The 11,531-nt window shown below is 63.8% G+C and carries 9 protein-coding genes; 6 read left to right on the top strand and 3 right to left on the bottom strand.

All coding sequences use genetic code 11. The annotated features are described in order from the left end of the window. Both hglS and RIN61_RS11150 read right to left on the bottom strand, forming a co-directional pair. Window positions 1-1,395, bottom strand: coding sequence for a 2-oxoadipate dioxygenase/decarboxylase HglS (gene hglS / locus RIN61_RS11155; RefSeq protein ID WP_313857186.1), 1,395 nt, complete (start codon window positions 1,393-1,395; stop codon window positions 1-3). Between the two features lie 184 nt (window positions 1,396-1,579). Continuing rightward, window positions 1,580-2,470, bottom strand: a complete 891-nt coding sequence (locus RIN61_RS11150; protein WP_112249906.1) for a LysR family transcriptional regulator — start codon at window positions 2,468-2,470, stop codon at window positions 1,580-1,582. 136 nt (window positions 2,471-2,606) lie between these two features. Here RIN61_RS11150 and amaB point away from each other — a divergent pair, with 136 nt between their 5' ends. Together amaB and amaA are read left to right on the top strand one after the other, a co-directional pair. Then, window positions 2,607-4,097 (top strand): L-piperidine-6-carboxylate dehydrogenase, encoded by a 1,491-nt coding sequence (gene amaB / locus RIN61_RS11145; protein ID WP_313857182.1) that lies wholly within the window; start codon window positions 2,607-2,609, stop codon window positions 4,095-4,097. A 156-nt stretch (window positions 4,098-4,253) separates the two neighbouring features. Beyond that, window positions 4,254-5,540, top strand: coding sequence for an L-pipecolate oxidase (gene amaA / locus RIN61_RS11140; RefSeq protein ID WP_313857179.1), 1,287 nt, complete (start codon window positions 4,254-4,256; stop codon window positions 5,538-5,540). Window positions 5,541-5,648: 108 nt separating this feature from the next. On the opposite strand, the gene RIN61_RS11135 is transcribed toward amaA, so the two are convergent. Further along, complete coding sequence (locus RIN61_RS11135) at window positions 5,649-7,076, bottom strand: mechanosensitive ion channel family protein (protein WP_112249901.1); 1,428 nt, start codon at window positions 7,074-7,076, stop codon at window positions 5,649-5,651. 320 nt (window positions 7,077-7,396) lie between these two features. Between RIN61_RS11135 and ycaC the strand changes: the two genes are divergently transcribed. The 4 genes from ycaC to RIN61_RS11115 all read left to right on the top strand — a co-directional run bounded on the left by ycaC (window position 7,397) and on the right by RIN61_RS11115 (window position 11,527). Next, complete coding sequence (ycaC, locus tag RIN61_RS11130) at window positions 7,397-8,026, top strand: isochorismate family cysteine hydrolase YcaC (RefSeq protein ID WP_015272313.1); 630 nt, start codon at window positions 7,397-7,399, stop codon at window positions 8,024-8,026. A 115-nt stretch (window positions 8,027-8,141) separates the two neighbouring features. Next, entirely contained in the window at window positions 8,142-8,450 is a 309-nt protein-coding gene (locus tag RIN61_RS11125; protein WP_085621544.1) for a putative antibiotic biosynthesis monooxygenase, read from the top strand. 39 nt (window positions 8,451-8,489) lie between these two features. Beyond that, entirely contained in the window at window positions 8,490-9,308 is an 819-nt protein-coding gene (locus tag RIN61_RS11120; RefSeq protein ID WP_112249900.1) for an alpha/beta fold hydrolase, read from the top strand. 377 nt (window positions 9,309-9,685) lie between these two features. Further along, entirely contained in the window at window positions 9,686-11,527 is a 1,842-nt protein-coding gene (locus RIN61_RS11115) for an amidohydrolase (RefSeq protein ID WP_181457299.1), read from the top strand. Window positions 11,528-11,531 lie beyond the last annotated feature (4 nt).

Below are 11,531 nucleotides of genomic sequence, written 5' to 3'. Positions count from 1 at the left end.
TTACAGCGAGCCCAGGTTCAACGCCTGCGCACACGCTTGCAGCGAGCGCTGTTCGCTCTGCGCATACAGCGCCAGTTCGTCTTGCACCTTGAGCCCCAGCGCCGCTTCGAACGCGTCGCGGTTGGCGTTGCTGCCATACTCGGCCTGCGCATCGTCACCCAGGTTGGACTGGAAGATCCCCGCCGCACTGACCGGCAGGAAGTCTTCGTACACCAGCGCCTCGAAGTGCACATGGCCAGCCTCGATCAAGCCTTGCAGTGTGGTCGGGCGGCCAGCCTGGTCGCGCGCGGCCAGGCCTTTTTCGGTGGCGAAGTAGCGGAAGTAGGCCAGCCCCTGTTCACGCATCTGCGCCAGGTCATCCGGGAATTCGGCAAAGGTGTCTTTCAGCAACGCCATGTAGCGTTCGGCATTGGCCTCGGTCGGGGCGCCACCCAGGGCGGCGCGGGTGGCGTCGAGCAGCTTGTCGTACAGCTGGCGGCCTTTCGGCGTCAGCGCCGCGCCGCGTTGCTCGATTTCACCAAACCGCGCGGTATGGCTGCCTTCGCTGCCCTGCTGGTCGCTGAAGGCGACCTTTTCCTGCAGGGCCTTGAAGCTGGTCTGGCGCAGCAGGATCGGGTGGCGGCGGGTGGGCGGGCCTTCGACCACGGCCTTCGGCGGGATGCCCTTGGCCGGCATGCCGAGCTGGATCGCATCGATGTCCAGGGTGCGCGGGGTCAGGTGGTTGATGTGCGGGCCCTTGAAGGCCACCACATCGGCGATCAGGCGGTGCTGGTCGTGCAACTGCTGGTACTGCTCGGCAGTGACGGTGGCGTCATGGTGCCAGCGGAAGGTGTGCAGCGCTTCCTGCACGAACGCCTCGGCATCGGCGGCGTTCAGGCCACCATCGCGCTCGCATTGGTCGATCAGTTCAAGGGCGCGGGCGGTAAAGATCTGGCGCTTGGCCAGGATGCTATCTGCCAGCTCGCGCAGCTTCGGGTTGTCGATCAGTTCCAGGCGCAGCAGCGAGGTGAACACGCGGAACGGGCTGACGTGCAGCGACTGCTCGTGCACCGCGCGGAAGGCGGTGGAATGCACCGGCACGCCGGCGGAACTGAGGTCGTAGTAGCCGACTGGCTGCATGCCCATGACCGCGAACAGCCGGGCGATGGTAGCCAGCTCTGCGGCGGTGCCGACACGGATGGCACCATGGCGCTCCTGGTCCAGGCGCTCGATTTCGCCGGTCCAGCGCAGGGCCTCGGCAACCTCGGGTTGCTGGGCCATGACCTGCTGGTTGATTTCGCTCACCAGCTCCAGCAGCGTGCCGTACAGGGGCACTTCCTGTTTGTACATGAGCGACATGGCGGCAGAGAACTGCGCGCGGATGCTGTCGGGGCTGACGAAATCGTGGGCGGGCATCGCTAGCTTCCTGGTTGGGTTCGGACGCTTACATGAAAGCTGGGAATGCACTTGGCTCACAAGCGAAAAAAAGTGAGAGTGTCATTCCTTTTTTGATCGACCTTCAGGGCCCTTTCGCGGGTACCTCACAGGGTTCAGGCCTTGCGTGATACCTGTGGGAGCGGGTTTACCCGCGAAGAGGCCCTCAGGTCGATAGCTGCTCGCGAATCCATTCCACCAATGCCCTTACCTTGGGCACCTCCGCTGCATGCTCGGCATACGCCAGGTAATGCGCCCCGGCGCTGCGCATCGCATGGTTCCACGGCACCACCAAACTCCCCTCGGCCAACTCCTTCGCCGCCAGGTAGCGCGGCACCAACGCCACCCCGCACCCGGCCTGCGCCGCACTTAGGGCCATGTAGAAGGTATCGAAGCGCGGCCCATGGTAGGCACTGACGCTCTGCAAGCCCAACTCCAGGAACCACTCGTGCCAGGCCTCTGGCCGCGAGGTGCTCTGCAATAGCACCAAATCGGCCAGCTCTGCGGCATTGCTCAGCTCACGGCCAGCCAGCAGCTCCGGCGCGCAAACCGGCACCACCTCCTCACCGAACAGCTCCACGCAGGTGGCCCCCGGCCAAGTGCCCTGGCCATAGAAGAACACCACGTCCGCCGAGCCCTGCAGCAGGGCGAACGGCTCCATCTCGTTGCGGATATCCAGGTGGATGTTGTTGTGGCGCTTGCCAAAGCCCTTCAGGTGCGGGATCAACCAGCGCACGCCAAAACTCGGTTGAGTGGCTACCTTCAATATCTCGGTCTGCTCGCCGTAGGTGAGCACGTAGCGGCTGGACATATCCACCTGGGTGAGGATCTTGTTGACCTCGGCCAGGTACAGGCTGCCCGCCGGTGTCAGCTGCAGGCGGCGGCGGATACGCAGGAACAGGTGATGGCGCAGCATGTCTTCAAGCTGCGCCACCTGCTTGCTGACCGCGCTCTGGGTCAGGTGCAGCTCTTCGGCGGCACGGGTAAAGCTCAAATGGCGGGCTGCAGCTTCGAAGCACTGCAGGGCGGTCATGGAGGGCACCAGGCGTTTGGACATAGCGGTCTCTGCGGCTCAAATCATTACCTGACGGAATGATATGCGGAATAAAGGTCGTTTGTTGCACTGGTGTGATCGGATTAATACTGATCCACATCATTTTTCCACCCCATCACCCGATGTAGGAGATGCACAAATGGTTGCTGGACTGCTCGAGCGCCTTGGCGTTGCTGCCGAGGCTTACACCCAGGGCGACTACCCTGTTCACACGCCGATCGACGGCAGCCAGATCGCCTCGGTGAAACTGCTCGGCAAGGCCGAGACCATCGCCTGCATCGATCAGGCCCAGAGCGCCTTCGAAGCCTGGCGCAGCGTACCGGCCCCGCGCCGTGGCGAGCTGGTGCGCCTGTTCGGCGAAGTGCTGCGTGAGCACAAGGGCGACCTTGGCGAACTGGTTTCGATCGAAGCCGGCAAGATCACCCAGGAAGGCCTGGGCGAAGTGCAGGAAATGATCGACATCTGCGACTTCGCCGTTGGCCTGTCGCGCCAGCTGTACGGCCTGACCATCGCTTCCGAGCGCCCTGGCCACCACATGCGTGAAACCTGGCACCCGCTGGGCGTGGTCGGCGTGATCAGCGCCTTCAACTTCCCGGTCGCAGTCTGGGCCTGGAACACCGCCCTGGCCCTGGTCGCCGGTAACTCGGTGGTATGGAAACCGTCCGAGAAGACCCCGTTGACCGCGCTGGCCTGCCAGGCGCTGTTCGACAAAGCCCTGAAAGCCTTCGGTGATGCCCCGGCTGGCTTGGCACAACTGGTGATCGGCGGCCGTGAAGCCGGCGAAGCCATGGTCGACGACCCGCGCGTACCGCTGGTCAGCGCCACCGGCAGCACCCGCATGGGGCGCGAAGTGGGCCCACGTGTGGCTGCCCGCTTCGGCCGCAGCATCCTCGAACTGGGTGGCAACAACGCCATGATCCTGGCCCCCAGCGCCGACCTCGACCTGGCCGTGCGTGGCATCCTGTTCTCCGCAGTCGGCACCGCCGGCCAGCGTTGCACCACCCTGCGCCGCCTGATCGTGCACCGTTCGATCAAGGACGAAGTGGTGGCCCGCGTCAAAGCCGCCTACGGCAAGGTGCGTATCGGTGACCCACGCAAGGACAACCTGGTGGGCCCGCTGATCGACAAGCAGTCGTTCGACGCCATGCAGGGCGCGCTGGCCAAGGCTCGTGACGAAGGTGGCCAGGTATTTGGTGGCGAGCGTCAGCTGGCCGACCAGTACCCCAACGCCTACTACGTATCGCCTGCAATCGCTGAAATGCCGGCGCAAAGCGACGTGGTACGCCACGAAACCTTCGCCCCGATCCTGTACGTGCTGGCCTACGACGACTTCGAAGAGGCCCTGCGCCTGAACAACGAAGTGCCACAAGGCCTGTCGTCTTGCATCTTCACCACCGACATCCGTGAAGCCGAACGCTTCCAGAGCGCCTCGGGCAGCGACTGCGGCATCGCCAACGTCAACATCGGCACCAGCGGCGCCGAGATCGGCGGTGCGTTCGGTGGCGAGAAGGAGACTGGCGGTGGCCGTGAGTCCGGTTCGGATGCCTGGAAAGGTTACATGCGTCGCCAGACCAATACCGTGAACTACTCGCGCGAGCTGCCGCTGGCGCAGGGTATCGTGTTCGACTGATAGCCGCAGGCGGGGGCTTCGCCCCCGTTTCGCCGGCAAGCCAGCTCCCACAGGGATCGCACAAGCTTGGAGTCTGTGCGATCCCCGTGGGAGCTGGCTTGCCGGCGATGGGCTGCAAAGCAGCCCCAACAAGAACAAAATTGCTGGAGCCGGGCCATGTCCGAACTGCGTCAAGAATGCTTGTGGGAATTCGTCAGCAAACCGACTGTCGCCGCCCAGGCCCTGGCCGGTGAGCACAAGGCCGATGTCTGCGTGATCGGTGGCGGCATTACCGGCCTGTCGGCGGCCATCCACCTGCTCGAACAGGGCAAGTCGGTGATCCTGCTGGAGGCCTGGAAGATCGGTCACGGTGGCTCCGGGCGCAACGTCGGCCTGGTCAACGCCGGCACCTGGATCCGCCCCGATGATGTCGAGGCAACTCTCGGCCTGCAGCAGGGCAGCCGCCTGAACAAGGTGCTCGGCGAAGCCCCGGCCGAAGTGTTCGCCATGATCGAACGCCTTGGCATCGACTGCCAGGCCCAGCACAAAGGCACGCTGCACATGGCGCACAACGCCACCGGTATCGCCGACCTCGAGGCCCGCCACGAACAATGGCGCCGCCGTGGTGCCGACGTGGAGCTGCTGACCGGCGCCCAGTGCCAGGAATACTGTGGCACCGACAAGATCTCCGCCGCGCTGCTCGACCGCCGCGCCGGCACCATCAACCCCATGGGCTACACCCAGGGCCTGGCCGCAGCGGTGGCACGCCTGGGTGGCAAGCTGTTTCAGCAGTCTTCGGTCGAAGGCCTGGAGCGTGACGGCGATGCCTGGCGGGTGAAGACAGCGCATGGTTCGGTGCGCGCCGACAAGGTGGTGATATCCACTGGCGCCTACACCGAAGGCGACTGGAGCAACCTGCAGAAGCAGTTCTTCCGTGGCTATTACTACCAGGTGGCGTCCAAGCCGTTGCAGGGGGCTGCAGCCGACAAGGTGCTGCCACATGGCCAAGGCTCCTGGGACACCCGCACCGTGCTCAGCAGCATCCGTCGCGACGACCAGGGCCGCCTGCTGCTAGGCAGCCTGGGCCGGGTCGACAACAAGCCGGCGTGGTTCGTGCGCAGCTGGGCCGACCGCATCCAGAGCCACTACTACCCGGAGCTGGGCAAGGTCGAGTGGGAAATGCACTGGACCGGCTGCATCGATTTCACCCCCGATCACCTGATGCGCCTGTTCGAACCGGCGCCAGGGCTGGTGGCGGTGACCGGGTACAACGGGCGGGGCAATACCACCGGCACCGTGATTGGCCGGGCGTTCGCCGAGTTCTTGCTGAAGGGGGAGGAGGGCAGCCTGCCGATTCCGTTCTCGCCGATGAAGGGGGTGAGTGCACCCTCGCTGCGGACTGCGTTCTACGAGTCCGGGTTCTCGCTGTACCACGCGGGGCAATGCCTGAGAGTTGTGTTGTAAGCACTGGCCCCTTCGCGGGTAAACCCGCTCCCACAGGATCTCCACAGTCCTTGAGACCTGTGTGGTCCCTGTGGGAGCGGGTTTACCCGCGAAGGGGCCGGGCCAGGCTTACTTGTGCAGCCAGCTGAGAAAGCCGCCCTTCTTGATCGAAACCGGCTTCTGCATCAACAACGACTCGCGGCTCTGCCGCCGAAACCGCTGCAACTTGCTCAACGCCGTCTGCACATCACCGCGTTGCACCAGGCAGCTCTTCACCTGTTCCTTGTCGATCCGATACAGCACGCAACCGGTCAACGTGCGGAACTCGGCCAGCGATTCCTCTTCGTCGATGATCCCCTCGATACCCAGCACCTCTCCCGGCCCCATGCGCCCGGCCTCGACCAGCCTGTCGCCATCGCGAATCGACGCCGAAACCACCCCGCTGCCAATCACCAGCAAATGATCGGAATGCTCGCCCACGCCCAGGATTACCTGATCCGCCAGGTATTCCACCGCTGTCATGCGCTGGCTCAGCGCATCGCGCTCTTCAGCGCTCAGCGAGCGGAACACCCGCACCTCGTCCAGCACCTCGCGCTGGCGGCTGCGTGGCGGCATGGCCAGGTCGGCGTTCCACATTACCCCGCTGGCCTCCAGGTGCCGGTGGGCCAGGTCGAACAGCTGGTTGCGCGCGTCGCCCTTCGCGCCCGCGTCGGCCACGAAGCCACTGGCTTCGTACTCCACTGATTCCAGCGTCGAGGCTTTCACCGTCACCTTTGGTTTTGGGGTTGCAAGAATGGCACTGACCCCTTGCAAGGCCTTTTCCAGCGCATCGAACACCCGCTTGGGCCGCACCTTGGCCGGCACCACCACGCTGATCGACACCCCGTGCACATCGGCCGGGCGGCTGTGGTTGAGCAGCCGGGCCTTGGCCGCCACCGAGTTGGGGATTACCGCCAGGCTGCCGGTGCTGGTGAGCAGGCGGGTGGCACGCCAGTCGATTTCCAATACCTTGCCTTCGGTGTTGTCGATGGAGATCGAGTCGCCAATCTGATACGGCCGCGTGGTGTTCAGGATGATGCCACTGAACACGTCGGCCAGTGTGCTCTGCAGCGCCAGGCCGATAACGATGGCCATGACCCCCGATGTGGCCAGCAGGCCTTTTACCGGCAACTGCAACACATAGCCCGCGGCAGCGACCACGGCCGCCAGGAAGATAAGCGCTCCCAGCACATCCTGCAGCAAACGCCCGCCATGGCTGCCGCGGGCAACCAGCAACAGACCGAACACCACCGTCACCGTACGTGCGCCAAACAGCCACCAGCCGATCGCCAGTACCGTGGCGATCAGGTTGCGCGAGACATCATCGGGCCAGGGTGGCGGTTGCAGCGGGCTCATGCCGGCAGCTACCAGCACCGAGCTGAACAGCAGGAACAGCACCAGCCGCGCGCCGATGCGCCAGGCCCTTTGCTGGAGAGGAATCAGTTGCCAGAGCACGAGGTCGAGCAGGATCAGGGCGGTGCCGAGCAACAGCGGGTATGACTGGATGAACGCCAGCATGGTGGTCTCGGGTGAGGGGAGGGCTGTGGGTAGTAATAGAGCAGGTTGGCCGGGCAGGCAATGGGGCCTGTGCCGGCCTCTTCGCGGCTAAAGCCGCTCCCACAGGTACTGCGCACGATTCAAATCCAGCGCAATCCCTGTGGGAGCGGCTTTAGCCGCGAAAGGGCCGGTACGGCCCACACAAAACCATCGTTCACAAAACAGAACGCTAGAGCCAAAAACTGCTATCTACCGCCTGAAAGGTCATGGTTTTAATCTTCTCCCATCAACGCGAAACACCCAACTTACTGAAAAGATCAAAACCCTTAGGAGCAACGACCATGACCAACTTCAAATACAACCGCCTGAACAAAGACGACGCCGCTGTCCTGCTGGTCGACCACCAGGCTGGCCTGCTGTCCCTGGTCCGCGATATCGAGCCGGACGCGTTCAAGAACAACGTATTGGCCCTGGCCGACCTGGCCAAGTTCTTCAACCTGCCGACCATTCTCACCACCAGCTTCGAACAAGGCCCGAACGGCCCGCTGGTACCGGAACTGAAAGCCTTGTTCCCGGACGCCCCGTACATCGCCCGCCCAGGCCAGATCAACGCCTGGGACAACGAAGATTTCGTCAAGGCAGTGAAGGCCACCGGCAAGAAACAGCTGATCATCGCCGGCGTGGTGACCGAAGTGTGCGTAGCCTTCCCGGCACTGTCGGCCCTGGAAGAAGAGTTCGAAGTGTTCGTGGTGACCGATGCCTCCGGCACCTTCAACGCCATGACCCGCGACGCCGCCCACGACCGCATGAGCCAGGCCGGCGCACAACTGATGACCTGGTTCGGCGTGGCCTGTGAGCTGCACCGCGACTGGCGCAACGACATCGAAGGCCTGGCTGCGCTGTGCTCCAACCACATCCCGGACTACCGCAACCTGATCACCAGCTACAACGCCTTCAACGCCAGCAAGTAAACCGATCGCCCCGGGCACCGCCAGTCGGTGCCCGGCAAGGCAGCACACCTGTCCAATCCAGCGCCCGTCCGCCGTTGCACAGTGGATGCGGGCAAGCTCATCCCAAGGAACGCTGATGAACACCGCACTCCAAGACAACCGCGAAGTGGTAACCGTATGCCTGCAACACCAGGTTCTTGATAGCACCCCGGGCACCACGGCAGCGCAACCGCCGCGCTGGAAGCAGGCGCTGCTGACCTACCTGGTGATCTGCCCGATGACCATGGTCATTCCGCAACTGCTGGCGCCGCTGTTCGCACGCTTCCCGCAGCTGGGCGGTGTGATTGCCGGCAACCTGATCGTCAATGTGTTCGTCATCCTGCCCGTGGTGTTCTACATCATGCCTTGGGTAACCCGCCGCTGCGCCAACTGGCTGCGTGGCTGAGCCAGGCCTTTACCTCGACATTTTCAAGGAGATACCGACATGAGCACCTTCGTTACCCGCGATGGCACTTCGATCTACTTCAAGGACTGGGGCAGCGGCAAGCCGGTGCTGTTCAGCCACGGCTGGCCACTGGATGCCGACATGTGGGATTCGCAGATGGAATTCCTGGCCAGCCGCGGCTACCGCGCCATCGCCTTCGACCGCCGTGGTTTCGGCCGTTCGAGCCAGCCGTGGAGCGGTTACGACTACGATACCTTCGCCGATGACATCGCCCAGCTGATCGAGCACCTCGACCTGCGCGATGTGACCTTGGTGGGCTTCTCGATGGGTGGCGGTGACGTCAGCCGCTACATCGCCCGCCACGGCAGCGAGCGGGTGGCCGGGCTGGTGCTGCTGGGCGCGGTGACGCCGGTGTTCGGCAAGCGTGACGACAACCCTGAAGGGGTCGACCTGTCGGTATTCGAGGGTATCCGCGCTGGCTTGCGTGCCGACCGGGCGCAATTCATCGCCGATTTCGCCACGCCGTTCTATGGCATCAACCATGGGCAGCAGGTGTCCCAGGGCGTGCAGACCCAAACCTTGAACATTGCGCTGATGGCATCGATCAAGGGCACCCTGGATTGCGTGACCGCATTCTCCGAAACCGACTTCCGTCCGGATATGGCCAAGGTCGATGTGCCGACCCTGGTGATCCACGGCGACGATGACCAGATCGTGCCGTTCGAGACCACCGGCAAGCAGGCGGCGGAACTGATTCGCGGGGCTGAGCTGAAGGTGTATGCAGGGGCGCCGCACGGGTTTGCGGTGACTCATGCACAGCAGCTGAACGAAGACTTGCTGGCGTTCCTTCAGAAGTAACTGTGCTGGGGCATTCGCGGGTAAACCCGCTCCCACAGGGGATACCACAGTTTTCAAGGCCGGTGGTGTCCCTGTGGGAGCGGGCGTGCCCGCGAAGAGGCCAGCCCAGGCAGCACAAATACTGAACCGGGCTAACCTTCAACAACCCACCGCACATCCATCCAAGCCTTGCCCCTACAGCAAACGGCATGCTCCGCAGTTGCGCCTGCCGCTACCGCACCCAGACGGAGAAGACCATGTCCCAGGACCGCAACGACAAGACCCGTCGCCAGTTCCTCGCCACCAGTACCGTGCTCGGTGCCGCCGGCGCGCTCTGGTCCGCATTGCCCTTTACCGGTTCCGCCGGTTCCGCTCACGCATCCACCCAAGGAGGTTCCATGACCGCCGATCTCATTCTGTTCAACGGCAAACTGCACACCGTTGATCGTGAAAAGCCCACCGCGACCGCCGTCGCCATCAAGGATGGCCGTTTCATCGCGGTAGGCAATGACGCCGAAGCCATGGCCCACAAGGGCGCCACCACGCAGATCATCGACCTCAAGCAGCGCACGGTAATCCCCGGCCTGAACGACTCGCACCTGCACCTGATCCGTGGTGGCCTGAACTACAACCTGGAATTGCGCTGGGAAGGCGTGCCGTCGGTGGCCGATGCCCTGCGTATGCTCAAGGACCAGGCTGCGCGTACGCCCACCCCGCAGTGGGTGCGCGTGGTCGGCGGCTGGAACGAATTCCAGTTCGCCGAAAAACGCATGCCCACCCTGGAAGAAATCAACCAGGCCGCACCGGACACCCCGGTATTTCTGCTGCACCTGTATGACCGGGCGCTGCTCAACCGCGCCGCGCTCAAGGCCGTCGGTTACACCAAGGACACCCCCAACCCGCCGGGTGGCGAGATCCAGCGCGACAAGTTCGGCAACCCGACCGGCATGCTCATCGCCCGCCCCAACGCGATGATCCTCTACGCCACCTTGGCCAAGGGGCCGAAGCTGCCGCTGGAATACCAGGTCAACTCCACCCGCCAGTTCATGCGCGAGCTCAACCGCCTGGGCCTGACCAGCGCGATCGATGCCGGCGGCGGCTACCAGAACTTCCCGGACGACTATCAGGTGATCCAGGAGCTGGCCGACAACAACCAGCTGACCGTGCGCATTGCCTACAACCTGTTCACCCAGAAACCCAAGGAAGAGCTGGACGACTTCCGCAAGTGGACCTCCAGCGTGAAGCTGCACAGTGGCACCGACTTCCTGCGCCACAATGGCGCCGGCGAAATGCTGGTGTTCTCCGCCGCCGACTTCGAGGACTTCCTCGAGCCGCGCCCGGACCTGCCGCAAACCATGGAACAAGAGCTGGAACCGGTGGTGCGCCACCTGGTCGAGCAGCGCTGGCCGTTCCGCCTGCATGCCACTTACAACGAATCGATCACGCGCATGCTCGATGTATTCGAGAAGGTAAACCGCGACATCCCGTTCAATGGCTTGCCGTGGTTCTTCGACCACGCCGAAACCATCACACCGCAGAACATCGAGCGCGTGCGTGCGCTGGGCGGCGGTATCGCCATCCAGGACCGCATGGCCTTCCAGGGTGAGTATTTCGTCGACCGCTACGGTGCCAAGGCCGCCGAGCAGACCCCGCCGATCAAGCGCATGCTCGACATGGGCGTGCCGGTGGGCGCCGGTACCGACGCTACCCGCGTGTCCAGCTACAACCCGTGGACCTCGCTGTACTGGCTGGTCAGCGGCAAGACCGTCGGTGGCATGGAGCTGTATCCGGAAGGCCTCAGTCGAGACACTGCGCTGCAGCTGTTCACTCAGGGCAGCGCCTGGTTCTCCAGCGAACAGGGCAAGAAAGGCCAGATCAAGGTGGGCCAACTGGCCGACCTGGCGGCACTGTCGCTGGACTTCTTCAGTGTCGATGAAGAGGCGATCAAGGGCATCGAGTCGGTGCTGACCGTGGTCGATGGCAAGGTGGTGTATGGTGCGGCGGAATTCGACAAGCTCGGCCCGCCCCAGGTGCCAGTGCTGCCGGAATGGTCGCCGGTGACCAAGGTGCCGGGCCACTGGCGCGTGGGCACGCCGTCGCTGGCAGCGGTGGCGCACCAGTGTGTGGGGCCTTGCGGGGTGCATGCGCACAGCCATGAGAAGGCACGGCATTCGAATGTGCCGGTGAATGACTTCCAGGGCTTCTGGGGGGCGTTGGGTTGTTCGTGCTTTGCTTTCTAAGCTG

Origin of the sequence: Pseudomonas inefficax (assembly GCF_032164165.1) — a bacterium.
Classification (GTDB): domain Bacteria; phylum Pseudomonadota; class Gammaproteobacteria; order Pseudomonadales; family Pseudomonadaceae; genus Aquipseudomonas; species Aquipseudomonas inefficax.
Note: the sequence above shows the minus strand (reverse complement) of the source record. Positions and strands in the feature narration are given on the sequence as shown.

Excerpts from the sequence above, each read along its gene's own strand:
- amaA (WP_313857179.1), top strand. The coding sequence starts at position 4,254 with ATGTCCGAACTGCGTCAAGAATGCTTGTGGGAATTCGTCAGCAAACCG.
- RIN61_RS11150 (WP_112249906.1), bottom strand. The coding sequence starts at position 2,470 with ATGTCCAAACGCCTGGTGCCCTCCATGACCGCCCTGCAGTGCTTCGAA.
- RIN61_RS11135 (WP_112249901.1), bottom strand. The coding sequence starts at position 7,076 with ATGCTGGCGTTCATCCAGTCATACCCGCTGTTGCTCGGCACCGCCCTG.
- RIN61_RS11125 (WP_085621544.1), top strand. The coding sequence starts at position 8,142 with ATGAACACCGCACTCCAAGACAACCGCGAAGTGGTAACCGTATGCCTG.
- ycaC (WP_015272313.1), top strand. The coding sequence starts at position 7,397 with ATGACCAACTTCAAATACAACCGCCTGAACAAAGACGACGCCGCTGTC.
- RIN61_RS11120 (WP_112249900.1), top strand. The coding sequence starts at position 8,490 with ATGAGCACCTTCGTTACCCGCGATGGCACTTCGATCTACTTCAAGGAC.
- amaB (WP_313857182.1), top strand. The coding sequence starts at position 2,607 with ATGGTTGCTGGACTGCTCGAGCGCCTTGGCGTTGCTGCCGAGGCTTAC.
- hglS (WP_313857186.1), bottom strand. The coding sequence starts at position 1,395 with ATGCCCGCCCACGATTTCGTCAGCCCCGACAGCATCCGCGCGCAGTTC.
- RIN61_RS11115 (WP_181457299.1), top strand. The coding sequence starts at position 9,686 with ATGACCGCCGATCTCATTCTGTTCAACGGCAAACTGCACACCGTTGAT.